General features: G+C 66.5%; 21 protein-coding genes, 2 tRNA genes and 1 pseudogene. 12 read left to right on the top strand and 12 right to left on the bottom strand.

The window, feature by feature from the left end; translation table 11 throughout:
- Positions 1-18: 18 nt before the first annotated feature.
- The 7 genes from ACPEES_RS11990 to ACPEES_RS11960 form a co-directional block, all read right to left on the bottom strand.
- Positions 19-426 (bottom strand): type II toxin-antitoxin system VapC family toxin, encoded by a 408-nt coding sequence (locus ACPEES_RS11990; RefSeq protein ID WP_435103725.1) that lies wholly within the window; start codon positions 424-426, stop codon positions 19-21.
- A 194-nt stretch (positions 427-620) separates the two neighbouring features.
- On the bottom strand, positions 621-869 hold the full coding sequence (locus tag ACPEES_RS11985; protein ID WP_435103724.1) for a DUF6364 family protein: 249 nt from the start codon (positions 867-869) through the stop codon (positions 621-623).
- 103 nt (positions 870-972) lie between these two features.
- Positions 973-1,941, bottom strand: coding sequence for a helix-turn-helix transcriptional regulator (locus ACPEES_RS11980; protein ID WP_435103723.1), 969 nt, complete (start codon positions 1,939-1,941; stop codon positions 973-975).
- A gap of 75 nt (positions 1,942-2,016) precedes the next feature.
- Positions 2,017-3,348, bottom strand: a complete 1,332-nt coding sequence (locus ACPEES_RS11975; protein ID WP_435103722.1) for an ABC transporter permease — start codon at positions 3,346-3,348, stop codon at positions 2,017-2,019.
- A 28-nt stretch (positions 3,349-3,376) separates the two neighbouring features.
- Positions 3,377-4,489, bottom strand: coding sequence for an ABC transporter permease (locus tag ACPEES_RS11970; RefSeq protein WP_435103721.1), 1,113 nt, complete (start codon positions 4,487-4,489; stop codon positions 3,377-3,379).
- The gene (locus ACPEES_RS11965; RefSeq protein WP_435103720.1) at positions 4,486-6,948 is read right to left on the bottom strand and encodes an ABC transporter substrate-binding protein; all 2,463 of its coding nucleotides are present in this window, start codon (positions 6,946-6,948) and stop codon (positions 4,486-4,488) included. Before ACPEES_RS11965 ends, ACPEES_RS11970 begins: the two co-directional genes overlap by 4 nt.
- A gap of 90 nt (positions 6,949-7,038) precedes the next feature.
- Complete coding sequence (locus ACPEES_RS11960; RefSeq protein WP_435103719.1) at positions 7,039-9,072, bottom strand: CocE/NonD family hydrolase; 2,034 nt, start codon at positions 9,070-9,072, stop codon at positions 7,039-7,041.
- 214 nt (positions 9,073-9,286) lie between these two features.
- On the opposite strand from ACPEES_RS11960, the gene ACPEES_RS11955 reads away from it, so the two are divergent.
- From ACPEES_RS11955 to ACPEES_RS11940, 4 genes are all read left to right on the top strand, one after another.
- Positions 9,287-10,123 (top strand): alpha/beta fold hydrolase, encoded by an 837-nt coding sequence (locus ACPEES_RS11955; RefSeq protein ID WP_435103718.1) that lies wholly within the window; start codon positions 9,287-9,289, stop codon positions 10,121-10,123.
- Between the two features lie 187 nt (positions 10,124-10,310).
- Positions 10,311-11,426, top strand: coding sequence for a branched-chain amino acid aminotransferase (locus ACPEES_RS11950; RefSeq protein ID WP_435103717.1), 1,116 nt, complete (start codon positions 10,311-10,313; stop codon positions 11,424-11,426).
- Between the two features lie 111 nt (positions 11,427-11,537).
- Positions 11,538-11,915, top strand: a complete 378-nt coding sequence (locus ACPEES_RS11945) for a hypothetical protein (RefSeq protein WP_435103716.1) — start codon at positions 11,538-11,540, stop codon at positions 11,913-11,915.
- A 155-nt stretch (positions 11,916-12,070) separates the two neighbouring features.
- Positions 12,071-12,409 carry an aldo/keto reductase gene (locus ACPEES_RS11940; protein ID WP_435103715.1) on the top strand — a complete coding sequence of 113 codons (339 nt, stop codon included), beginning with the start codon at positions 12,071-12,073 and terminating at the stop codon, positions 12,407-12,409.
- Positions 12,410-12,434: 25 nt separating this feature from the next.
- Here the strand turns inward: ACPEES_RS11940 and ACPEES_RS11935 are convergent, their stop codons facing one another.
- The 3 genes from ACPEES_RS11935 to purB are packed head-to-tail and all read right to left on the bottom strand — an operon-like array spanning position 12,435 to position 15,414.
- A complete protein-coding gene (locus ACPEES_RS11935) occupies positions 12,435-12,866 on the bottom strand; it encodes a GNAT family N-acetyltransferase (protein WP_435103714.1) in 432 nt (143 codons plus the stop codon).
- Positions 12,856-14,046 carry a cupin domain-containing protein gene (locus ACPEES_RS11930; RefSeq protein ID WP_435103713.1) on the bottom strand — a complete coding sequence of 397 codons (1,191 nt, stop codon included), beginning with the start codon at positions 14,044-14,046 and terminating at the stop codon, positions 12,856-12,858. The genes ACPEES_RS11935 and ACPEES_RS11930 overlap by 11 nt, the downstream gene beginning before the upstream one ends.
- On the bottom strand, positions 14,047-15,414 hold the full coding sequence (gene purB, locus ACPEES_RS11925; RefSeq protein ID WP_435103712.1) for an adenylosuccinate lyase: 1,368 nt from the start codon (positions 15,412-15,414) through the stop codon (positions 14,047-14,049). It lies immediately after the preceding gene.
- A 98-nt stretch (positions 15,415-15,512) separates the two neighbouring features.
- On the opposite strand from purB, the gene ACPEES_RS11920 reads away from it, so the two are divergent.
- Positions 15,513-16,907: a class II fumarate hydratase gene (locus ACPEES_RS11920; protein ID WP_435103711.1), complete on the top strand. Its 1,395-nt coding sequence runs from the start codon at positions 15,513-15,515 to the stop codon at positions 16,905-16,907.
- A gap of 12 nt (positions 16,908-16,919) precedes the next feature.
- On the opposite strand, the gene ACPEES_RS11915 is transcribed toward ACPEES_RS11920, so the two are convergent.
- The gene (locus ACPEES_RS11915) at positions 16,920-17,744 is read right to left on the bottom strand and encodes a RibD family protein (protein WP_435103710.1); all 825 of its coding nucleotides are present in this window, start codon (positions 17,742-17,744) and stop codon (positions 16,920-16,922) included.
- A gap of 72 nt (positions 17,745-17,816) precedes the next feature.
- Between ACPEES_RS11915 and ACPEES_RS11910 the strand changes: the two genes are divergently transcribed.
- From ACPEES_RS11910 to ACPEES_RS11880, 7 genes are all read left to right on the top strand, one after another.
- Positions 17,817-19,112, top strand: coding sequence for an MgtC/SapB family protein (locus ACPEES_RS11910; protein WP_435103709.1), 1,296 nt, complete (start codon positions 17,817-17,819; stop codon positions 19,110-19,112).
- Positions 19,113-19,117: 5 nt separating this feature from the next.
- The gene (locus tag ACPEES_RS11905; protein WP_435103785.1) at positions 19,118-20,452 is read left to right on the top strand and encodes an MFS transporter; all 1,335 of its coding nucleotides are present in this window, start codon (positions 19,118-19,120) and stop codon (positions 20,450-20,452) included.
- 83 nt (positions 20,453-20,535) lie between these two features.
- Entirely contained in the window at positions 20,536-21,174 is a 639-nt protein-coding gene (gene uvrY / locus ACPEES_RS11900) for a UvrY/SirA/GacA family response regulator transcription factor (protein ID WP_435103708.1), read from the top strand.
- Positions 21,175-21,189: 15 nt separating this feature from the next.
- The gene (gene uvrC / locus ACPEES_RS11895; protein ID WP_435103707.1) at positions 21,190-23,016 is read left to right on the top strand and encodes an excinuclease ABC subunit UvrC; all 1,827 of its coding nucleotides are present in this window, start codon (positions 21,190-21,192) and stop codon (positions 23,014-23,016) included.
- Between the two features lie 82 nt (positions 23,017-23,098).
- Positions 23,099-23,680, top strand: coding sequence for a CDP-diacylglycerol--glycerol-3-phosphate 3-phosphatidyltransferase (pgsA, locus tag ACPEES_RS11890; RefSeq protein ID WP_435103706.1), 582 nt, complete (start codon positions 23,099-23,101; stop codon positions 23,678-23,680).
- 40 nt (positions 23,681-23,720) lie between these two features.
- Positions 23,721-23,796, top strand: a tRNA-Gly gene (locus ACPEES_RS11885).
- A gap of 108 nt (positions 23,797-23,904) precedes the next feature.
- Positions 23,905-23,978: transfer RNA gene (locus ACPEES_RS11880), tRNA-Cys, on the top strand.
- A gap of 253 nt (positions 23,979-24,231) precedes the next feature.
- On the opposite strand, the pseudogene ACPEES_RS11875 reads toward ACPEES_RS11880, so the two are convergent.
- Positions 24,232-24,503 (bottom strand): annotated as a pseudogene (locus tag ACPEES_RS11875) (integrase core domain-containing protein); the annotation flags it as partial.
- Positions 24,504-24,645 lie beyond the last annotated feature (142 nt).

The following is a 24,645-nucleotide window of genomic DNA, read 5'->3' as shown; positions in this document are numbered from 1 at the left end:
CACATGGGGCGGCGGTGGCTATCGGGGGTGTGCGAGAACTTCAGTAGCTGTTAGCGCTGGCAAGGTCCCAGCCGAAAATCCCTTGTCACGTGTGATGATCGCGTCCATGCCCGATAGTCTCGCTGATTCGTGGATGATCGCGTCTTCTAGGTCGGTCCAGCCGAGTTGGAGCGCCGCGAGAATGACTTGGTCATTGACGGGGAGGATCGACATGAGCCCTAGGATATCCGTCAGCAGTCTCTTCGCGGTTCGTTGGTCGGAAGCGCGGTTGAGCAGGTAATAGAGTGTGTCGACGGAAGCCGCGCAGAGGTGGCCTGCGATGATGCCCCTTTCGAATGCGGTGAGTAGGTGTGCTGCTTGATGGGCATGAGGTTCGCGTTTCAAGAGCGCATCGAGAAGGATGTTGATGTCGACGGCCACCTTCATGGGGGCTGCTCCGAGTCACAGGAAGTCGCACTTTGGGAGCTGGACGGTGGATTCGGCATCGTCCTGATGAATCTCTACTTTGGACGATCCAGCTTCAATGGAGCCACCGTCCAGCTTGTTTATACTCTACATTGGACTATCCAAAAAGGTAATAGCTTAGTGCCGCTATTTTGTGACTCACTTCTCAAACGCCGTCAGTCGCCGAGGTATTTACGCTCCAAATGCGCTCGATAATCGTCGCGCGAGACATTTGCCCCCTTCAGCGCACCATATAACGAACGCGTGATTGGAGGCCAAGTATGCTCTTCGTTGTCTGTGCCGTTCTGAAGCAACGCGAAGTATTCCGCTACAAGCTGTGACACGGTTATCCCATGTGCGCGACTATAGCGCTTGGCCCTATTAATGAGTTCCTCATCGACTCTAAGGGTGAGTTTGTCGCCCATCGGTAGCTTTCCTGTAGGGTGATGACACAGGAACACCGTTACGTGTTCCGTAAGCGTCGCTATACATCACCATTATACGCGGCTCCGCTACAGGCGACGATCCTCACTTCTTATACAGTCTAGTCGCTTCTTGCAGACGATGAGTGGCGTGCTCTCGCAGTTCGTTTGGAGCTAAGACCTCTACGTCCGGCCCGTGGCGCAGCACTTCCTGTATCAGCTCGGTGGGGTCGGAGTAGGGCACCTGGAGCTCCCATTGCCCGTCCGGCGTCCAGTGGCCGATCTGGTCGGGATGCCAGTGTTCGTCGGCGACCCAGCGGGCGGCGTGGGGCGAGAAGCGCAGTACTGCCCAGGACTCGGCGGTGCCCGTGAAGATGCCGAAGCTGCTGCGAAGGTGGCGATCGTGGGCGGTGGGGTTTTCGTCCTGTGCCGGGGCGTCCAGGATCTCGGCGCCCTCGATCCGATCCAGGGAGAAGACCCGCAGGGCCTGTTGCTCGGTGCACCAGGCGGAGAGGTACCAGTTACCCCGATAGTGGATCAGCTGCTGTGGGTGCACGCGCCGGTGGCTACGCCGGTCGCGGGCGCGGCCGTGGTAGTGGAAAGCAAGCTGGCGGCGCGCCAGTGTAGCGTCGGCGACAAGGGTGAACGCCTCGCCGGGAGCCGCACGTGAGGTGACTCTGTCTATACGGACGCGCTGCGCGAAGTCCTCGGCGTCGGCGCCGCTGTCGCCGAGCAGTTGGCGGATCCGGCTGCGCAGCGGGCCGATGCGGTCACTCAATACGCCGGGCTGGACCGCCTCCAGTAGTTGCTCGGCGGCGAGCAGGGCATAGAGTTCGCTGTGGTTGAGCCACAGGCCGGGCAGTTCGAAGGGGCCGTCGCGCTCATCGTAGTGGTAGCCGTTGGCGTGCGGGTCGTATTCCAGCGGCGCTCCCAGCCGGTCGCGCAGGAACTGGATGTCCCGCTTGATGGTGGCGTCGGACACTTCGAGGGCTTCGCGCAACCGCTGGAACGGCACGGGCCGGTGATTGCCGCGGAGCAGCTCGTGGATGCGGTAAATGCGTGCGGTACGGCTCATGGGCGTCCTGCCCCGAATCGTCATTTGCCCTGAATCTTAGGTCATTCGTCTTCGGTATTGCCAACCAGTTCTCATTTAGACGCTTCTCAGCCTGGGGTTGAAGATCCGGTCCAGGGCGAAGCCGAACATGGCGAAGCCGAGGCCGGTGACCATCAGCAGCGCCGCGGGCTCCAGCACCCAGTAGAAGAAGCCGTGATAGAGCGCGCTCTGGTTCTGGGCGTCGTTGAGGATCTTGCCCCAGGTAGGCAAGGCGGGGTCGCCCAGGCCGAGCAGCGCCAGTGATGCTTCCAGGAACACGAAGGTGGGGATCAGCGTCACGAACGTGGGGATGAGCACCGGCAGGATGCGCGGGATCATGTAGCGCAGGATGATGCGGGCGTTGCTCGCGCCGTAGGCCTGGGCGGCTTCGATGTAGGGCGCTTCGCGGATGGGCAGCAGCATGGCGCGGTACATTTTCACGCTGGCGCTGAAGATGCCCAGCGCGATCACCACCGCCAGCAATACCCAGATGCTGGTGGAGTAGAGGGTGCCCACCATCACCAGCACGGGCAGGATCGGCAGGATCATGTTGACCTCGGTGAGCCGCTGGATCAGGGCGTCCACCCAGCCCCGGTACCACACGCCCACCGCCGCGACCACGAGGGTGGTGACGGTGGTGCCGACGGTGGCCAGCAGGCCGAAGGCCAGTGCCACCGGTGTGCCCCACAGCAGCGCCAGCAGAAGGTCGCGGCGCTGGTGGTCGGTGCCGGCGAGGCCGTGGACCTGGCCGTAGACCACCAGGTCGGCGGAGACGCCGGCATTCTCCTCGAAGACGATGGCATCCACGGTCAGGCGGTAGTCGCCGGTCTGCACTTCAGGAGGGCTCTGGCCGTCGGGCCGGGCGAAGAGGCCGACGTGGGCGGGTTCGCCGAGACGGCGCTGCAGGGCCCAGTCCTGGGAAAGGGCGATGCGCTCCTGCTCGGCGGCCTGATAGCTCCCCAGGGGGATCGTGCGGCCGTCGGGTGTTTCCCAGGTCAGTCGCACGAACGGCGGGCGCTTGTCGAACTGCGCTTCCAGGAACAGGCTGATCTCGCTGGGGAATCCGCCGGCGTCGAACCGGAACGCGAGCGGGATGCTGATGCGGCGGCCGCCGGGGAACGTCTCGACGCTTTGATCCGCCGCAGCGCTCGTTACCGTGAGCGTCGCGGGCAGGTTGCCCCCAGCGAGACGGTCCGCCCACGCCGGCGAGGCGTTCACCGGGTTACGCTGCCATACCGCGCCGCCGCGCCATTTCTCCAGGGCCTCGCTGTACGGAATGGCGATGACGGTGTAGACCGACAGCGCCACGAGGAACAGCACGATCACCGCACCCGCGATGGCGGAGGGGTATTCGCGGAGCTGCGCCAGGCCTTCGCGCCAGCGGCTCATCGGGCGACCTCCATGGTGGCTCCTTCCCTCATTCCGGCCCCACTCGCACGCGGGGATCGAGGATGGCGTAGAGGATGTCGAGCACGAACACGGTGGCTGCCAGCAGATAGGCGAATATCACCACGCCGCCGATGATCACCGGTGTGTCCCGGTGGCCGATGGCCTGGAAGAGCAGGGTGCCCAGCCCCGGCCAGTTGAATACTTGCTCGAGAATGATGGCGCCGCTCCACAGGCCGATGAGCATCAGCAGGAAGCTCGTGACGATGGGCGCCAGCGTCGGGCGGAGGATGTAGCGCCGCTCGATGGCGCGCTCGGGCAGACCTTTCGCCCGTGCCATCTCCACATAGTCCTCGCTGGCGTGAATGAGGAAGAAGGTGCGCCAGGAATAGATGGAGATGAATATCTGGGAGATGAACATCGCCGCCACGGGCAGGGCCATGTGCTGGAGCACGCTCAGCGCATAGGCGAGCGTTCCCTGTGGCGGCGGCACCGCGAGCATGCCGCCGGCGGGCAGTACGGGCAGGATGAAGGCGAACACCAGGATGAGGAAGATGCCGTAGAACCAGCCGGGCGCGGCGGAGCTCGGTGCCAGACCGATGACCGTGCGGTCCAGCGCGCTGCCGTAGCGCCGGGACAGCCGCAGCGCGACGAACACGGCGGTGAAGAACACCAGCAGGTTGGCCGTGCCGAACAACACCAGGGTCGCCGGCAGGCGCTCGGTGATGATGTCGCGCACCCGTCGCGAGCCCCGATCGCTGGTCATCTGCTCGGCGCGCCCCAGGTTCAGCCGGACTGCCTGATTGAGGTAGTCGAAGCTGCGGTAGATGAACGGCTCGTCCAGGTTGAGCCGCTCGACCTCGAGCTGTACGCGCTCTTCGATGAGGTCGTTGCGCCGTTCCGCGCCGAGGTCGCTGAACTCGGGGCTGGCGCGGACTTCCTCGGCGATGGTGCTGCGGATCTGTACCCGGCGGATTTCGTCCACCCGGCCGCCCATGTTGGCGATGATGATGGTGAGATAGACGCCCATCAGCACGGTGACCAGCAGGGCAAGGGTACGCCTGAGCACGAACAGCGCGAGCCGCCGCAGATCCCGGAGCCAGCCGCGGCGTTGTCGCCTCGTTTGCGGCTTCGATACTGTCATTGCGGGAGCTCCCCGTCCGCCGGGATGGTGGCGAACACGTGGGTGGCGAAGCGTGGCAGGGCGACGCGGTCGGAGCGCACCGTGACCTCCAGCCGGTTGGCGCCGGCGCCCAGGGTCTCGATTCGATCCCGTGGCAGGGTGATGCGCCAGCCACCGTCAGTGGGCTCGGCGGTGCCCTGGTGACTCAGCACGCCGGCGCCGTCGAACAGCAGATAGCTGACCGTCCGGATGGCCTCCGGGGGATAGGGGTCGCCCCCGGAAGTGATGGAGAGCCGGAACCGCGCTGATTCGTCCAGTGCCACGGTGATCGGGCCATCCACGGCGGGCTCGGGAATCGGCACGGACGTAAAGCGAAGCCACTTGTCGCTGCGGTCGGGAAAGTCGGGGAAGCGCGCGAGCACCAGGGTGCCGGCCACCGGGTGCACGGATTCGAGATAGAACGGGCCGTCACCGACCCAGTAGTGATCGCGCTCGGCGCGCCACTCGCCGAGGGCGCGGTAGCGGCGGGCGGGCGCACTCTCGCCGACGTATTCCGCCAGTGTCCGGCGGAAGGGCACGTAGCCGTCGGCCAGCGCGCCCTCGCGGTGACGGTCGAGCACCGGCAGGCTCGGTCCGGAGACCAGGCTCAGCCAGGGCACGCTGCGGCGGTCGGCCTTGTCGGAGGAGAACGCGAGCTCCCCCGAGGTCTCCGCGCGGATGCCCAGCGCCAACACGTGCCACGGGAGCACCACTGGAGTGCGTGCCGCGACGATGGTTTCCGCATCCGGATAGATCTGATCGCTGTACACGTCCACCACCAGCGGTTCCCGCGAGACGATCCGCCAGCCGCGAAAATGCTCGCGGAAGGTCTCGTGGGTGGGCACGTGACTGCGGTCGATCAGCGCGCTCGCTTCGTCGGCCCGGGCGAATTCGAGTATCCAGGGCAGCACCATGTCGGCCAGGGACATGCGCGTGCCGTCGTGCCACCGGCGGTCCAGGTAGCCCTGCTCGAAGCGAAGCCGTGTGCGGGTTCGCGCTGTCAGGCCCTCCGGGTAACGCTCGCCGACGGTGACGAATCGCCCGGCCCCGGCGTCCCAGGCAATCCACGTATCCGGTGGGACGGTGATCTCCGCCTGCCGGTCGAGGGTGAGCCAGTCATGGGTGCGCTGAACCGGAGTGTCTTCGACGATGGTCACTTCGGCGCCGGCGAGGCGTTGCGGCCAATAGAGGCCGGTGAACGGATCCGGCAGCACTGCGGCGTCCTGGAGGGCGCGGATCATCATCTGGTCGTAGAGCCAGTTGGTGCCGGCCACCGGATTCCAGGGATCGGTGAGCACGCTCGGGGAGGAGACGATTACTTCGCCGCCCACCCGGTCGGTGAAGCGCAGCGTGTACGGCCACAGCCGCGAGCCGGCGACGCCCCCGGCAAGATCCACTGCCAGCTCGACGTTCGCGGCATGGGGCCAGAGGTTGAGCTGATCCACGAGCCAGACGCGCACCGAATTCTCCATGGCGAGGGTCAGGGCGCGGATCATCAGCTCACGGCGTTGCGCCGACGAGTCATAGTCGCGGCGCTCCAGCCGCTGGGCGATTTCGTCCAGCTCGTCGGACGGTTCATAGGCCTGCCACAAGGGGGAGGGACGCCCCCGCGGCGTGTAGAAATCGGCGAAATTCTGGGCCTGATCCCGGTTGATGACCGTCGACACCCAGCCGCCGGTGTAGAGGTGCCACTTGCCCGCGGCGGGGTCGCTGGCCAGCCAGATCGGGGCTGCCTGGTCGGCGGTGCGGTAGAGCCGGTCCACGGCGAAATCCACAGCTTCCAGTCGGTTGGCCACGTAGTCGCCCACCTGGCGGCGGGCGTCCTCGGTGCGGATCAACAGCTTCAGCCGAACCGGTTCACCGTCGTAGTGCCAGCGACCGTCGCGCAGTCTCGCACCGAGGGCGTTCATCTCGCGGGTAATGATGCGGCGAGCACGCTCGGGCTGGTAGCTGTACGCCAGCTCCAGCTTCCGTGCCGTCGCGGCCAGGCGCGCGTAGTCCGGAAAGGCGGTGCTCAGCGGCAGATACCGCGGTTCCGCCAGGCCGCCGTAGAGCTCGCTCGCGATGTACTGGCGGTCGACGAGCCAGTTCAACGCCTCCCGGATGGCCGGCACACCGAAGGGGTTGAGCGAGCCGTCGGCGAGCGCCGGGCCGGCCGGGTTCAACGTGAGCTCCGCGGAAGAGCCATAGGATACGGCGAACGTCACCTGCCGCGCGTTGAGCAGCTGGCGGTGGATGACGGCGTTGGTGATGCCCTGTGCCAGGACGTGGCGGGCGCCGGTTTCGATCTGCCCCACCACCTTGCCGGGATTGGATTCCTCGGTGAATACGACCCGGTCGACCAGGGCGCCGCGCCGTTGTGACGGCTCGGACCCGGCCGGATCCGAGCCGGATGCCCCCGGCGCCGGGGTGCCGATCGCGGCCAGGGCGGCGGCCACCACGATCGCTGCGGCGCGCGGGGCATGCCACCGTGCAGGCGGTGTCCTGCGCGTCCCCGTGGTGCCAGCCGGGGTGGCTCGGCGCGTCACGGCTCAGATCAGGTGGCGCGGAATGGATTCGTCCCAGTCCCGAGAGACGAACGGTTCCTCGCCGCAGTAGCTGCGTATCGTTCCCTGAATGCGGAAGTGGGTGGGTGTGGCCGTGAGCTCGGTGCGGCATTCCAGGCGTGTGGTCCAGTCCTGGCGCGCGTGAAGCGTTGTTTGTTCGATGATGGTGCGCGCCTGGGACGCATCGTACTCGTGGATGCGGTAATGCTTGCGGATCGTATAGCCCACCGTGAGGTCGATGTCGTCGATGCGTGCGAGGGCGGCGCCGCCGAAATCGCCGCCATCGCTTGAGACGGTGTATCGCGTCTCCTCGGTGGTCAGGTCGCGCTCGACCTGGCGGCGGAACGGTGTCATGCGCAATGTCGTGTATTCCGGCGCCGGTCCGCGCTCGGGCGGGTCGAAGGGAGGCAGGTCGGTGTCCTCGCGACGTTCCGGGCGGACCGGCAGAGTGAGCGTGCTGACGCCCGTGTAGAGTGTTAGCTTCACTGGCCGGGGCGCCGGCCAGACCACGGGCCAGTACGCCGTAGAGACTGCCAGTCGCATGGTGTGCCCCCGGTCGAAAGCGTACGCGATGTCGTTGAGCCGCATGGTTACGCGATAGCGCCGACCGGGTTCCAGGGGCGTCGGCTGCTCGCGGCTTTCCCGCTGAGTGAGGTTGAGCACGCCGTAGCTCACGCGCGAGGCGGCACCATTGTCAGCAACGTCGTTCAGGCGTACGACGACGTAGGCCACCGGCTGATCCGCGGCGAGTTCGAGTGTCACCGTCGGGGCACCGAAGATTTCCAGGCGCTCGGTGAGCGGGTCTGAATCGAACACCAGGGACTTGCCGTCGTCCTCGCGCTGATCGATGGGGGATTCCCCCTCCGCACCGAAGCCATACCAGTCGCCGGCGGCCAGGCCGATGGTCTGTGGCGAGGCGATGAATACCCTGTCCTCCGCGTCCGGGCGTTCGCCCAGGGAGAGCACGTTCAGGTGCCAGGAGCGGCTCTGCAGCCGGGGGGAGGGCCAGCTATCCTCGGCGATCCAGCGGCCGGGGATCTCGTCATGGTAGGGCGCCGGCGGCGTGTATTCCTCCATCCAGGCACGGAACATGGGCTCGTCCATGATCCCGGTGTCCTTGCCCTTGAGCCAGTGGTCCCACCAGCGCAGCGCCTCCTGGAAAAAACCGATGCTCGGTCCCGGGGCGCCGACGTGGGGGAACGCATGGGCCCAGGGGCCGATGAGCGCCTTGCGCGGTGCGCTCAGGTTCTGCATCAGCGGCGGCACGGCATTGCTGTAACCGTCCGCCCAGCCGCCGACGGCGTACACGGCGCATTCGATGGCGTCGAAATCCTCGCACACCGATCCCTGTTTCCAGTACTCGTCGCGTTGCTGGTGACGCAGCCAGGTGGCGGGGTAGAGCACGGCGTTGTCCAGCCGCTCGCGCCAGCGTTCCCGCCAGGATGCGCCGACGATGGCAGGGTCCGGCGGGCAGGCGGCGCAGGCGAGGAACACCGAGCCCCAGGCGAGATTCTCGTTGAGCAGGCAACCGCCCTTGTAGTGGGCATCGTCGGCGTAGCGGTCGTCGGTGGAGCACATGGTGATGATCGCCTGCAGACCCGGCGGTCGGCGCGCGGCGACCTGCAGAGCGTTGAAGCCGCCCCAGGAGATGCCCAGCATCCCCACTGCGCCGGTGCACCAGGGCTGGGCGGCGAGCCAGGCGATGGCCTCCACCGCGTCTTCCTGTTCCTGGGGCAAGTATTCATCGGCCAGCAGGCCGTCGGAATCCCCCGAGCCGCGCAGGTCCAGGCGCACCGAGGCGTAGCCATGCCCGGCGAAGTAGTGATGCAGTGGCTCATCGCGTAAACGGGTGAAGTCTCGCTTGCGGTAGGGCATGTACTCGAGCAGTGCCGGCACCGGATCGGAATCCGCGTCCTCCGGCAGCCAGATGCGTGCTGCCAGCCGGCAGCCATCGGACATCGGGATCCAGGCGTTTTCGATCACCCGCACCCGGCGCGGGAATGTCTCGATCACCTTCATGATCGCCCCCTCTGCGGCGGTGCGCGGACAGCCACCATGGTCTCGGACCGCTGCCCTTAACGTATAGCAGCTGGCGTCGCGGCCGATGGCACACGGGCCGTCGCAGTTGGTGGCGGGCGGTGGGAACGTATACCCGGTGCCGGCGCGCTTCACCGGGTAAAGTGATCGTCCAGGATCCACGTGATGAGCAGCGACAGACGGGGAGAACAATTCGATGACCGCATGGCAGCTCGAAAGGTCGTTCGATTTTCACGGCCGCACGGTGCGCTACGACGTTTGCGGTAGCGGTCCGCCGGTCGTGCTGGTGCACGGCACGCCCTGGTCGTCGTTCAATCTGCGCCACCTGATACGGCGCCTTTCCGCCGACCATACGGTCTACTACTACGATCTCCTCGGATACGGACAATCGGATAAATCGGAAGGCGACGTCTCGCTGGGTGTCCAGAACATCGTGCTGAGCGCACTGTTGGATCATTGGCAACTCCACCGGCCGTTGGTGATCGGTCACGACTTCGGCGGTGCCACGGCGCTGCGCACCTATCTCATCGATGGCCGCGCATTCGAGAAGCTAGTGCTGATCGATCCAGTCGCGGTCTCGCCCTGGGGGTCGCCGTTCTTTCGGCACGTCCGGGACCATGAGGCGGCGTTCGCCGGGCTGCCGGATTTCATCCACGACGCCATCGTGCGGGCGTACGTGAAGACGGCCGCTTTCGAGCCCCTGGCGGAGGCGATTCTCGACGGCATCGTCGCGCCGTGGACGGGCAGCGCCGGTCAGGCGGCGTTCTACCGGCAAATCGCTCAGGCGGACTCTGCCTACACCGACGAAGTTCAGGCTGCCTATGCGGGTATCTCGATACCGGTTCAGATCGTCTGGGGGCGGGAGGATGCCTGGATTCCGCTGGAGCGCGGCGAGAGGCTGCACGCCATGATTCCGGGATCCCGGCTGAGCGTGATCGACGATGCCGGACACCTGGTGATCGAGGAACGGCCCGAGGAGGTTATTGCTACGATCCGGCCTTTCCTCGCGGGTGATGACACCGCGCGGGGCTGACCATTGCGCTGCCCGGCGGATACCGGGCTCGTGCCAGCGCGCGTCAACCGGCGTGTTCCGACAACGGCCTGGTCGCCAAACGTGAATGGATCGTCCGATAGTCGACGTGCCGTTGCGTGCCACGTTCTGCCCGCGGCCAACGGACACACCGTTTCCCGGGCGGTCGACGGCCGGCGTTTGATCGGCGGTGGGCGGAAGTGGCAATCTCAAAAGGATTACCGTTGATACAACGTTTGGGCGCCGGGCGTCCTGTGCCCGAGTGCGGCGATCCAATTTCTCGGAGAAACAATTCATGGCAATCGACTGGAGCCGGCTCGGGTTCCAATACGTCAATACCCGCTGCCACATCCGATATACCTGGCGCGATGGCGAGTGGGGCGATGAGGTAATGGAAGAAAGCCCCTACCTGCCCATGCACATTGCCGCCACCTCCCTGCACTACGGTCAGGCCGCCTTCGAGGGGCTGAAGGCGTTCGCTTGTGAGGACGGTGCCGTCAGGTTGTTTCGCGCCGAGGACCACGGCCGCCGGTTCGCCACTACGGCACGGCGTGTGCTCATGCCGGAAGTGCCCACCGAGCTCTTCGTCGACGCCATCCGAAAGGTGGTCAAGGCCAACGAGGACTACGTACCGCCCTATGGCACCAACGGTGCGCTCTACATCCGGCCACTGCTGATCGGTAGCGGGCCGCGCATCGGCGTGCAGCCAGCCGAGGAATTCACGTTTCTCGTCTATGTGACGCCAGTGGGTGATTACTACCCCAGCGGTCTTTCGCCGGTGAGCGCCCTGGTGGTCGACGGCCACGACCGCGCAGCGCCCCAGGGCGTGGGGAACGTCAAGGTCGCGGGCAATTACGCCGCGGGCATGATGGCCAGCCGGATCGCCGCGGCGCAGGGCTATCCGATCAATCTGTTCCTGGACCCGCGAGAGCACAGGTACGTGGAGGAGTTCGGTACCTCGAACTTCATCGCCATCACCGGCGACGGTCGCTATGTCACGCCAGCGGCCGAATCCATCCTGCGCAGCGTGACCAACGACACCCTGATGACGCTGGCAGAGGAGGACGACATGCCGGTGGAGCGGCGTCAGGTGGCCTGGGAGGAGCTCCCCGGATTCAGTGAGATCGGCGCCTGCGGCACGGCGGTCATCATCACCCCGGTGAACCGCATCGTGCGCGGCGACGAGGTGGTCGAGGCTGGCCCACGGGAAGGCGTCGGGCCCGTATTGCAGCGACTCTACGATCGCGTGCGCGGCATTCAGAAGGGCGAGATCGAGGACCGCTGGGGCTGGTTGACGGCGGTTTGACCGCCCGGCGCCCAGTGTACCCGTCACGAAACCGGCTCCAATGTCTTCCCCGCCGGGAGCCGGTTCACCTCTGCGTGATGCCTGTTGGACGGCCGAAATGGGGCAGGTCTCATGCGTAGAAGGATCTCTTGGTTCCTGGCTCTTGGCCTGCTCGGTTCTGTAGTTGCGAATGCCTACCTGTTCGGTCGGATTAGTCAGTGGCAGGAGGCTTGGACGCAACAAATCCTCGCGACGTCGACTGTCGAGCGGTTGTATATGGAGTCCGAGGCCAATGTCTCGTACGAGTCGGTAAAGACGATTGTCGAGCGGAAATTCGGGGACTACGAGGCCTTACCCGCACAGGAGACAGGAGACGCGTGGTTGGGTTCACATGGCCGCGTGCTCGTGGTCGACGGTACGAAACTCCTGTTCAAAGAAGGACGGTATATTGGCAGCAAGGCGAACCTGCCTGAGGGCCTTGCTCATTGGGGAATTGGTGAGCCGTTCTGACAAACCGCTCTACGCGGCCGCGTTGCGTCGCGAGCGTTCCCAACGCCATGCCATGACGTTCGCACGCTGATTCCCGGTAACGTACCGATGCGGTGCTGCCCCGTGGTTACGTTTCCCACTGCGGCGGCCCTGAGAGGTCCCCCTGATTGGTCTGGATGCGTCCCGTCACCCTGATCGCGTGTTCGCCGCCACCGATCGAGGAGGAACGGCTGTATCGGTTCGTCGATGTGCTCGATGCCATCGCCGGCGAAAGCGGCAAGACGGTGCCCCAGGTTGCTCTGAACTGGCTGCTGCGGCGTCCGACGGTGTCCAGTGTGCTCATCGGCGCCCGTAACGAGGTGCAGTTACGCGAGAATCTGGGCGCCGTCGGCTGGCAGCTCGATGACGAGCAGGTGGCCCGGCTGGACGAAGCGAGCACCGTGATGCCGCCCTACCCGTACTGGAACGGGCAGTTCGCCGAGCGTAATCCGCCGCCGGTGACAGCCAGGCTTTGAATGGCCAACCGGAGCGGGCGCGGGATCAGAGATCCCGCGCCATCATCCGATGGGGAATGCCCGCGTCGTCGAAGACGTCGCCGTAGGCCTCGAAGCCAAGCTTGGCGTAGAAGGCCTGGGCCTGGACCTGCGCGGCGAGGGCGAGGCGGGTGTAGTCGCGCTCACGGGCGAGCCCGACGAGACGTTCCAGCATCGCGAGGCCGACGCCGCGGCCGCGCCAGTCGGGGTGGACGGCCATGCGGCCGATGTGTTCGTCGGTGGTCAGCCGTGCGGTCGCTACACAGGTGCCGTCCGGCGTGAGTGCCACCACGTGGAGGCACTCGTCGTCGATGCCGTCCCATTCCAGGTCTTCGGGGACGGACTGTTCCTCGATGAAAACGGCAGCGCGCAGCGGCGCAGCATAGGGCGCCAGGGTCTCCCAGTCGCCGGTACGGAACTCCAGGTCGTCAATGTTCATCGCTCTCGACGTCCTCCAGATCCTCGTCGAACAGCACATAGCCGTAACCACGCCAGCGCGCCAGCAGCTCGAGTGCGGTATCGCGCCCGGCGCCGGCAGCCGGCAGGTCGGCGTGTTCAAGGCGGTGGTGGTGGGCGAGTCGCTCGGCGACAGCGTGCGCCGGCGCGGCAACCTCCGCCAGCTCGCCATGGATGTACACGGCGCGTCCGCTCGCCGTATCGGCGATCAGCAGGCGCACGGCCGGGTTGAGATGAGCGGTTTCGCCGGCGGCAAGGCGCGCGGCGATGGCGTCGGCATCATTGTTGCCGGTTGCGTGAAGCTGCCGAAAGGCGGGTTTGGGCTCGGTCAGGTGGCGGGCGATCCAGTCGTCCAGGGTCGCGTCCGGGGCGGCTGCGGCCTCGCGGACGAGCCGACGCAGCGCCGCCAGGGTGTCGGCGGAGAGTGCGCCCGGCGTGGCGGTTGCCCCCGGTGGGTCGCGGTAGCGGTCGTCGTCGCCGGGGGCGGCCTGACGTTCTGTCGCCCATGCGGCCAGCAGCTCCGGGCCGGACGGGGCCCGGAAACCCACGGAATAAGTGACGCAGTCGTCTTCGGCGATGCCGTAGTGGGGCACCCCCGGCGGCAGGTAGAGCATGTCACCCGGGCCGAGGACCCATTCATCGGTGGCTTCGAAGTCCGCGAGCAGGCGCAGCTGCGGGTGGTCACGCAGGCGCTCGTGCGCCGGGGCCGGTTGCTGGATCTTCCAGCGCCGGTGGCCACTCGCCTGGATCAGGAAGACGTCGTAGCGGTCCAGGTGGGGGCCGACCGTTCCACCGGGGGCAGCGTAGCTCACCATGAGATCGTCGATCCGCCAGTCCGGCAGGAAGCGAAACGGTGCGAGCATCGCCGCGAAGGCCGGCAGGTGCTTGTCCACGTCCTGGACGAGCAGGGTCCAGTCGTCGTCCGGTGTCTCGGTGAAGAACTCCGCCTCGAACGGTCCGTGCACTACCATCCAGTCCTCGCGCGCGGTCTCGCCCATGACCACCCGCGACTCCACGTCACTCTCCAGAGCGAGGCCGGCGAGCTCTTCCGGTGAGATGGCCACCGGCAGGCGCTCGAACGCGCCGCGCACCAGCAGCGGGCGCTGCTGCCAGTACTCCGCGAGAAACGCCTCCGGGGTCAGGCCGCCAAGTAGTGCCGTCATTCAGACGTTCCGCGCCTGTTCCGCGGCAAGGCCGATATAGCGTGCCGGGGTCAGGGCGGCGAGCTCGGCCTTGACCGTCTCCGGCAGCTCCAGCGTGTCCACGAAATCGGCGAGGCCGGCCTGGTCCACGCGCTTGCCGCGGGTGAGCGCCTTGAGCTTTTCGTAGGGCTGCTCGATGCCGTAGCGGCGCATGACCGTCTGGATCGCCTCGCCGAGGACTTCCCAGTTGGCGTCCAGATCTTCGGCGAGCCGGGTTTCGTCCGCTTCGAGTTTCCCCAGGCCTTTCTCCAGCGCCTGGCAGGCGATCACGGTGTGGGCCAGGCCCACGCCGATGTTGCGCAGCACCGTGGAGTCGGTGAGATCGCGCTGCCAGCGCGAGACCGGGAGCTTGCGTGCCAGGTGCTCGAGCATCGCGTTGGCGATACCCAGGTTGCCCTCGGCGTTCTCGAAGTCGATGGGATTGACCTTGTGGGGCATGGTCGATGAGCCCACTTCGCCTTCCACCAGGCGCTGGCGGAAGTAGCCCAGGCTGATGTAGCCCCAGACGTCGCGGGCGAGGTCGATGGCCACGGTGTTCCATCGCGCGAGCGCGTCGAAGAGCTCGGCGATGTAGTCATGGGGCTCGATCTGGGTGGTGTAGGCGTTCCAGTCGAGATCCAGGCCCTCGACATAACGCCTGGCGAACGCTGGCCAGTCCACTTCCGGGTAGGCGGCGGTGTGGGCGTTGTAGTTGCCCACGGCGCCGTTGATCTTGCCCAGGATGGCGACACCGGCGAGCTGCTCGCGCTGGCGGCGCAGCCGTACCACGACGTTGGCGATCTCCTTGCCCAGGGTGGTGGGAGAGGCGGGCTGGCCATGGGTGCGCGAGAGCATGGGCAGCTCCGCGAAGGCGTGCGCGAGCCCGCGGAGCTGTTCGATAATGGCGTCGATGCACGGCAGCAGCACCTCGTTGCGCGCCGCGCGGAGCATCAGGGCGTAGGCGAGGTTGTTGATGTCCTCGGAGGTACATGCGAAGTGCGTGAACTCGCTGATGCGCGCGAGCTCCGGATGGTCGGCGAAGCGTTCCTTGAGGAAGTACTCCACCGCCTTTACATCGTGGTTGGTGGTGCCCTCGATGGCTTTCACGCGCTCGGCGGCGGCGAGATCGAAATGCTCGACGATCCCATCCAGTGCGGCGCTGGCGTCCGCGGAGAGCGCCGGTACCTCGGCGATCGCCGGCTCGGCGGCGAGCGCCTGCAGCCATCGCACCTCGACTGTGACGCGCTGGCGGATGAGACCGTACTCGCTGACCAGCGGCTGCAGGGCGCTGGCCTTGCTGCCATAGCGGCCGTCCACGGGCGAGATGGCGGTGAGTCGCGTGAGCTCCATGAGGTCGAGGGTCTCCAGGTTGCTAACGGCGAGAAGAGAAAACCAGTGATTTTACCCCCGGCGAGGGGGCGTCGCATCCACGGTAAGGGAGGCAACTGATGAGCGACCAGGACTATCGCATCGAGCACGACAGCATGGGCGAGCTGCGGGTGCCCGCGCAGGCGCTCTACGGGGCGCAGACCCAGCGCGCGGTGGAGAATTTCCCCATCAGCGGGCTGACGATGCCGCGGGAGTTCATCCGCGCCCTCGGCCTGATCAAGGCCACGGCCGCGGAAACCAATGCCGATCTCGGCCTGCTCGATCACGACATCGCCGCCGCGATCGCCGTCGCCGCCCGCGCCGTGGCGAGCGGCGAGTACGACGAGCACTTCCCCGTGGACGTTTTCCAGACGGGGTCGGGCACCAGCAGCAATATGAACGCCAACGAGGTGATCGCCCACCTCGCCAGTGAAGAGCTTGCCTCCGCCGTGCACCCCAACGATCACGTCAACATGGGCCAGAGTAGCAATGACGTGATCCCCACCGCCATCCACGTGAGCGCGGCGCTCGCCTGTCACGAGACCCTGCTGCCGGCGCTGGATCATCTCGCCGGGACCATCGAAACCCGGGCGAAGGAGCTCCGGGGCGTCACCACGACAGGGCGCACCCACCTCATGGATGCGATGCCGGTGTCTCTGGGCCAGGAGCTCGGCGGCTGGGCCGCGCAGGTGCGAAACGGTGCGGCGCGGCTGCGGGATTCGCTCGCGCGCGTGTGCGCGCTCGCCCAGGGAGGCACCGCAGTGGGCACGGGCATCAATGCCCATCCGGACTTCGGCGCGGGGGTCGCGAGACGCCTCGCCGACGAGACCAAGGTGCCGTTCCGGGCGGCGGACGACTACTTCGAGGCCCTGAGCGCCCAGGACGCGGCCGTGGAGCTCTCCGGCCAGCTCCGCACCGTGGCGGTGAGCCTGATGAAGATCGCCAACGATCTGCGCTGGATGAACAGCGGCCCGCTCGCCGGGCTCGGCGAGATCGCGCTGCCGGCGCTGCAGCCGGGCAGCAGCATCATGCCGGGCAAGGTCAATCCCGTCATTCCGGAGTCCGTGGCCATGGTCGCCGCGCAGGTGATGGGCAATGACGCGACCGTGGGCGTCGCGGGGCAGTCCGGTAACTTCCAGCTGAACGTGATGCTCCCGGTGATCGCCCACAACGTGCTCCAGAGCGTGACGCTGCTGGCGAATGCTTCCCGGGCACTCGCCGACGACGCCGTCGCCGGCTTCACGGTGAACGAGGACAAGCTCGATGACGCCCTCTCGCGTAATCCCATCCTCGTGACCGCGCTCAATGCCGTCATCGGCTATGAGAAAGGCGCGGCCATCGCCAAGCGGGCCTATCAGGAGGGCCGACCCGTCCGCGAGGTGGCCGCCGAGATGACCGACCTCTCCGAGGCCGAGCTCGAACGCCTGCTCGACCCGCAGGCGCTCACCCACGGTGGCCTGCCGGGCAAGGGATGAGCTGACGGTCGCTCAGGGCCGGTCGTAGCGGGCGAAGAACTGCCCGCCGGGCCCCGGGGCATGGGGGTCGTGGTAGAGCCAGCGAAGGCGCCAGTCCGCGGCGGGTGACAGGCGCTCGCCCTCGAAGATGCTGGTATACCCCCGCCCGCCGATGAGACGCGGCACGGTGGTCAGAAAGAGCGTATCGAGGCAGCCGTCCGCCACCAGGGTTTGCAGCACCCACGGACCGGTGACCGAGTAGGCATGCCGGTAGCCGCGCTCGGCGAGGGCGCGCGTGGCGTCGGCGCCGCGCACGCCTGCCCCGGATGAGACGACCACCACGTCGGCGCCTTCCGCCTCGCGGGCCCGGCGACGTTCCACGTCTGCGTCGCTGCCGGTGAGTACGAGGATGCGCCGCCCCTGGCGGCGCAGAAGCGCCGGTACGGTGAAGTCCAGCGTGGCGCTGATAATCGCCACGTCGGGCTGTTCCCGCAGGCCCTGTTCCCGCCGCCACGCACGCAGGTCGGCGAACGCCCCGGTCGTGCCCACGGGCAGCACGTCCTGTGCACGGCCGGCCTCCAGATCGCGGAAATAGCGCCCGGAGGAGATCAGCACGTCGGCACGCGCGGCGAGCTCCTGAAAAAGGCGCCAGTCCCGCGGATTGGCAATGTCATCGGGCACGGCATCCACGCCGTCGGCGCCATGTTCGGCGATGCGCCCGTCGAGGCTGGTGACGAAGTTGGCGTAGACGAACAAGCCCTGGTGCTCCTCCGGTGCCAGCGGTGCGGTGAGGTACGTACCTTCCAGGGTGCACGGCTCGCCGGGGGTGGGGTGGAGGGGGGTGATCCGTTGCGCCATCGCGTTCTCCATGGGCCGCCTGCTGTATCACGCGGTGCCGCCGCGCCGCGCTGACTGGTAACGTATCAAATCATGCAGATCGAACAGGCAGCCAACATCGAGCTGTTCGCCAATCTGGCGGTTGCCCTGGGCATCGGTCTGTTGATCGGCCTGGAACGGGGTTGGCAGCAACGCGAGGCGGGTGAGGGGCAACGCGTCGCGGGATTGCGCACGTTCGCGCTCATTGGCCTCGCCGGCGGCGCGTCCGGCCTGCTCGCGGCGCTGCTCGGTGCCGTCGTCATGGCGGTGGCGCTGTTCGCCATGGCCGTCATTCTCGTCTCCGCGCACATCGTCTCCACCTGGGAGCGCCGGGAATACGGCATCACCAGCGAAATGGCCTCGTTCATCGCGTTTACGCTGGGAGCGCTCGCCACCATGGGGCAACCCGCGGTGGCGGGGGCCGGCGCGGTCGTGGTCACGGTGCTGCTCGGGCTCAAGCCGGAGCTGCACGACTGGCTGGAGCGGTTGGACCGTGAGGAGCTGCTCGCCGCGCTCAAGCTTCTCATGCTCTCGGTGGTGGTGTTGCCGCTGCTGCCCGATACCGGCATGGGGCCCTGGGAGGCGTTCAACCCCAATCGCCTGTGGTGGCTGGTGGTTTTGATCGCTGCCATCGCATTCACCGGGCACTTCGCCGTACGGTTGCTGGGCGAGACGCGGGGCATCCTGCTCACCGGCGTATTCGGCGGCATGGCCTCGTCATCGGCGCTGACGCTGAGTTTCGCCCGGCTCGCGCGGAACAACGGCGGCCGCGACGCGCTTTTGCTCGTCGGCATCACGCTCGCGCAGGCGATGGTCTTCCCGCGTATGCTGGTGGTGGCCTTTGTGGTCTCGCCGTCGCTCGCGTTGGCCGCCGCGCCGTCGCTGGCCGTGATGGCCGGTGTGTGTGTGCTGGTGGCGGTGATTCTGTGGCTGGGGGTGCGCGGTCAGGACGTCGGAGAGGCGCTGGCGACCGGCTCGCCGTTCCGGCTCCGCGAGACGCTGCGGTTCGGCGTCTTGTTGGTGGCGGTGACCGCCATTGCCGAAGCCGGCTACCGCTTTCTGGGCACGGGGGCGCTGTATGCGGTGGCCGCAGTGACGGCCATCGCCGACGTCAACGCCATCACCCTGTCCGTTGCGCAGCTCTACGGCGGGGATCTCGGCGTTACCGCGGCCGTCCTCGCCGTGGTGATCGCGGCGGCGAGCTCGGTGGTGGTGAAGGTCGGGCTTATCGCCGCGGCGGGCTGTCCGCGCCTGGCGTTGCGCGCGGCGTTGCTGTTGCTGGCGGTGCCCATGGCGGGTGGCGCCGCCGTTTGGGGGCAATTGTTGGTGACGGGAGGTTGGTCAGCTTGAGCACCATGGCTCAGCGCCTGGATCAGGCGTACAGAATTCTAAGCGGTGACGATTCCGACGAACGTGCCTGTGAGGCGATTCCCGATTCCGCCTGTACCGATCTGCCGCGCAACTACATGCTCAATGTGGCCAACGGGGCGTGCACCAAGCTCGCCGAGCAGATCGCCGGACCCAATCTCGTGCTGCCGTGGCTGTTGGGGGCGCTGGGCGCACCCGCGGCGGTCGTCGGACTGCTCATGCCGATCAAGCAGGTGGGGTCGTTGTTGCCGCAGCTGTTCGTGGCCGGGCGTATCCGCGCCGTGGCGCGGCGTAAGACGGTCTGGGCAGGGGCCGGTTCGACCCAGGCCGCGGCACTCGTGCTGATCGCGGTAGCGGCGGTGGCATTGCCGCCACTGCCGGCGGGTATCGCCACGCTGGTACTTTTCACCGCATTCAGCGTGGCCAGCGGCACCGGCTCCGTGGCGTTTCAGGACGTTACCGGCAAAACCGTGCCCAAGGGCCGGCGCGGCATGATGCTCTCCAATCGTGCGATGATCGGTGGCGTGCTCACCATGGTCGCCGGCGGCCTGTTGCAGTACTGGCTGGGTACCGATGCGCCTGCGTCCGCTTACGTCGTGCCCGTGCTCGTGGCGGCCGGATTGTGGGCGCTTGCGGCGGCGCTTTTCGCCGCCATCACCGAGCGCGCTGGAGCGACCCAGGGTGGCCGCCGGCTCGCCGATGAGCTGCGGGCGGGATTCGGTTTGGTGGCGAAAGTACCCGGGTATCGCCGTTTTCTGGCAGTGCGGGCGCTGCTGCTGAGCGTGGAGCTCGCCATGCCGTTCTATGCACTCTACGCCCAGGATCTCTTCACCGACGGCGTTGCGGCGCTGGGCCTCTTCGTCATAACCGTGGGTCTGGGCAATGTATTGAGCAGCCCCGTATGGGGCAGTTTCTCCGATCGCTCCAGCCGCTCGGTGATGATCGCCAGCGGCTGGCTGGCGATGGCCATCGCGGTCATGGCGCTGGCCGTGGGCGCTCTGCCGGAAGCGATACGCTCGCCGTGGCTCTATGCGGTGGTTTTCGTGCTGCTCGGCATCGCGGAACAGGGGGTGCGCCTCGGGCGCAAGACCTATCTGGTGGATGCCGCGCCCTCGGACGAGCGCCCGCTTTACGTGGCGTTTTCCAATACCTCTGTCGGCCTGCTGGCGCTCGCGGGCGGACTGCTCGGCGTGCTGGCACAGGTGGCGGGGGTCACCTGGGTGATCACTGTGCTCGGTGCGATGGGGGTTCTGGCGGCATTCGCCGCGGTAGCCATGCCCGAGGCGGAGCATATGCTGGCCTCGGATACGGGGGGGGAATGATAGAATAACAACCATTTGCTATTGCCGGGTGGCGGCGCCCGGCGGTTGACGGGCATTGGACGAAGAGGGAGGCCACGGTCGGGATGACCAAGGTTCTGCTGGTGGACGATCATCAATTGGTGCGCGCCGGGATTCATCGGATCCTCGACGAGGCCGACGACATCCACGTGGTCGGCGAGGCGGAGTCCGGTGAGGAGGCCCTGCGCCTGGTGCGTGCCGAGTGTCCGGACGTGGTGCTCATGGACGTGCACATGCCCGGCATCGGCGGTCTGGAGGCCACGCGCAAACTGTTGCGGGTGGATCCGGGCCTGCGGGTCATCGCGCTGACCGTACACGTGCGCGAACCGTACCCCAGCAGTCTGCTCGAAGCCGGCGCCATGGGTTATCTCACCAAGGGCTGCGATGAACGCGAGATCATCCGCGCGATTCGTACCGTGGCGGCAGGGCGGCGCTACATTGGCGCGGACATTGCCCAGCAGATGGCGATTGCCGGACTCGAGGGCGGTGACCGGCCCTTCGACAAGCTCTCCCAGCGCGAGATGCAGGTCATGATGATGGTCACCGAGGGCTATCGCCTCCAGGAGATTTCCGACCGCCTGTGCCTGAGCCCCAAGACGGTGAGCACCTACCGCTACCGCCTCTACGAGAAGCTCGGCGTTTCCAATGACGTCGAGCTCACCCGTCTGGTGATACGCTATGGGTTGGTCGACGGTGATGCCTGAGCCGGACGATCGCTCATGACCCATACCCCCGAAACCGCATTCGACGCCAAACCGATACTTCGGACGCTGCCCCAGGGCCCGGGCGTCTACCGCATGCTCGATGCCCGCGGCGCGATCATTTACGTGGGCAAGGCGCGTAACCTCAAGCGCCGGGTGAGCAGCTATTTCAATCGCGGCGCCCACAACGCCAAGACCCAGTCCATGGTGGGGCAGGTGCGGGACGTGCAGATCACCGTCACGCACACCGAGGCCGAGGCCCTGATCCTCGAGAACAACCTGATCAAGGAGCATCGGCCCCGGTACAATGTCCTGCTGCGCGACGACAAGAGCTATCCGTATATCTACCTGTCGAGCCAGCAGCGCTTTCCGCGGCTCGCTTTCCATCGCGGCAGCCGGCGTGGCGCGGGGCGCTATTTCGGCCCGTTCCCCAGCGCCGGGGCAGTGCGCGAGACGCTCAACCACCTGCAGAAGGTCTTTCCCGTGCGCCAGTGCCGGGACACCTTCTTCGAGAACCGCACCCGGCCATGCCTGCAGTACCAGATCGAGCGCTGCACCGCGCCTTGTGTCGGTTACGTCAGCGAGGAGCAGTACGCCCGTGACGTGCGCCACGTGGAGATGTTCCTCGACGGCGACAGCGATGCGGTGATCGACGAGCTCGTCCGCCGCATGGAGGCGGCCTCGCAGGCGCTGGAATTCGAGGAGGCCGCGCGCCTGCGCGACCGTATCTCCGCGCTTCGCCGCATCCAGGAGAGCCAGTACGTCGCCGGCGCCAAGGGCGACGTGGATGTCATCGCCTGTGAGCTGCGCGAGGGCGTCGCCTGCGTGCAGGTCTTCGTGGTGCGCAACGGCAACAACCTGGGCAACCGCACGTTCTTTCCCAAGGCGCCGGAGGGCACGGAAGCCGGCGAGATTCTTTACGCCTTCATCGCACGGCACTACCTGGGCGACAGCGCGCCGACGGAGCTGCTCGTCAGCCACGAGATCGAGGACCGCGAGGTGCTCGAGGAAGCGCTCTCCGGTGACGCGGGGCACCGCGTGCGCATCGCCAGCCGCGTTCGCGGCGAGCGCCGTCGCTGGGTGCAACTCGCGCGCAGCAATGCCGAACACGCGCTCGCCGCACGCATGAGTACCCAGGCGAGCATGGATCGGCGCTACGAGGATCTGCAGGAAGGCCTGGGCCTGGATGCCATTCCGGAGCGCATCGAGTGCTTCGACATCAGTCATACCCAGGGGGAGGCCACCGTCGCCTCCTGCGTGGTGTTCAACCGCGAGGGGCCGCTGAAGTCCGACTACCGGCGCTTCAATATCTCCGGTATCGAACCCGGCGACGACTACGCCGCCATGCGTCAGGCGCTGGAGCGGCGCTACACCCGCGTGAAGCAGGGCGAGGCCCCGGTGCCCGACCTGCTGCTCATCGACGGCGGCAAGGGCCAGCTCGCCCAGGCGGAGGCGGTGCTCCAGGAGCTTCAGCTCGTCGATGTCACCATCGTGGGCATTTCCAAGGGGCCGCGGCGGCGGCCCGGCGAGGAGGTCCTGCACATCGCCGGGCGCGCCGGCGAGTTCCGCCTGGCCCCGGATGCTCCCGGCCTGCACCTGCTGCAACACGTCCGCGACGAGGCCCACCGTTTCGCCATCACCGGCCACCGCGGTCGGCGCGGCAAGCAGCGTACCCACTCCGTGCTCGAGGACATCGGCGGGCTCGGTCCCAAGCGGCGTCAGGCGCTGCTCAAGCACTTCGGTGGCCTGCGTGGCGTACAGCGTGCCGGGGTGGAGGACCTCATGCGTGTTCCGGGGATCAGTCAGGCGCTCGCCGAGCGCATCCATGACAGCCTCAACGGGTAGACAGTGATACCCGCGGAGCGTGATAGAGTCTCGTTCCGGCCGTCTCTACATCAGGCCATACGAACCCAATCAAGGCCCGCACATGAGCTGGAATCTGCCGAACATTCTCACCCTTCTGCGCATCGCGATGATCCCGGTACTCGGGCTGATGTTCCTGCTACCGTACCCGTGGTCGAACGTCATCGCCGCAGCGATTTTCGGGGTGGCGGCGGTGACCGACTGGCTCGACGGCTACCTCGCGCGCCTGTGGAAGCAGACCTCCGCGTTCGGCGCCTTCCTCGACCCGGTGGCTGACAAGCTCATCGTGGCCGTCGCCCTGGTGGCGATCCTCACCGCCAACGCCAACGCATGGGTCGCCGTACCCGTGGCCGTGATCATCGGCCGCGAGATCACTGTCTCGGCACTGCGCGAGTGGATGGCCGAGCTCGGCTTGCGGGCGAGCGTGGCCGTTGGATGGCTCGGCAAGATCAAAACCACTGCACAGATGGTGGCAATCTTGCTCATGCTCTACGCTGAGCCGATTATGGGCGTGTCCGCGTTCATGGTGGGCTTTGGTCTGCTGTACATCGCGGCGGTGTTGACTATCTACTCCATGGTTCTGTATCTTTCTGCGGCGTGGCGCGCGGTGAACGGAACCGCCGAAGCCGAAAAAAACAGGGGTTGACGCGAAGACACATCCCTGTAAAATACGCGCCATCAACACAGCGGGAATAGCTCAGTTGGTAGAGCACAACCTTGCCAAGGTTGGGGTCGCGAGTTCGAGTCTCGTTTCCCGCTCCAGATATCTGGCCCCGGCAATCGCCGGGGCCTTTTAGTTTCGGCGAGCCGGACCCGGATTCAGGGCTCGCCAAGCGGCGAGGATCTTGATATGATCCCGCCCGCATCAGAGGCTAGGTGGCAGAGTGGTGATGCAGCGGCCTGCAAAGCCGTGTACGTCGGTTCGATTCCGGCCCTAGCCTCCATCTTTCCTTGCCTTCTCTCGATACAGCGTCCATTCCGCGGCCCGGGTACACGACCGAGGTACAACGACGATCGTTGGGCGTGGCTTCGGTCCCGTCAGCGGCGCGACCTCTCTCAGCAATACAAGAATTTGCGTCGTTGCATCTGCACCGTGTTGCACGCTTGGGCACTCTCGCGCGGACACTTCGTTGAAACCCATTCAGCGGACTGTTGGAGTGAACCGTTCCAGCTTCTCCGGGGACCGTTTGTTGTGAGTCAGGCCGCTTCGGCTGACTCGTTGAGTTGCTGGTAGCAGGCGATCTCGACTTTCGCCGGAGGCCGGTTGCCGATGGTTTCCTGATGTGCTGATGGTTGTACCAGTCCCTCCACTCGAGCGTCACGGACTCGATGATCCCCAGGTTTGACCAGGGACCGCGGCGGCGAATCATCTCGGTCTTGTACAGGCCGTTGATGCTCTCGGCGAGAGCATAGTCACACGAGTCTCCAACGCTACCCATGGAGGGCTCGATGCCGGCTGCGGCCCGGCGCCGAACCCCACCGGCCACGAAGGCGCCGTCTGACCACCACCCGGACGACACCGACGCCGCCTAGCTGTCGGGTCCCCGACGATTGCATAGACCCGTCACGATATGCATTATGGATGGGTCGCGAGGTGATGCATGCGTTGAT

The organism is Arhodomonas sp. AD133 (assembly GCF_051195215.1).
In the GTDB taxonomy this organism is placed as follows: domain Bacteria; phylum Pseudomonadota; class Gammaproteobacteria; order Nitrococcales; family Nitrococcaceae; genus Arhodomonas.
Note: the sequence above shows the minus strand (reverse complement) of the source record. Positions and strands in the feature narration are given on the sequence as shown.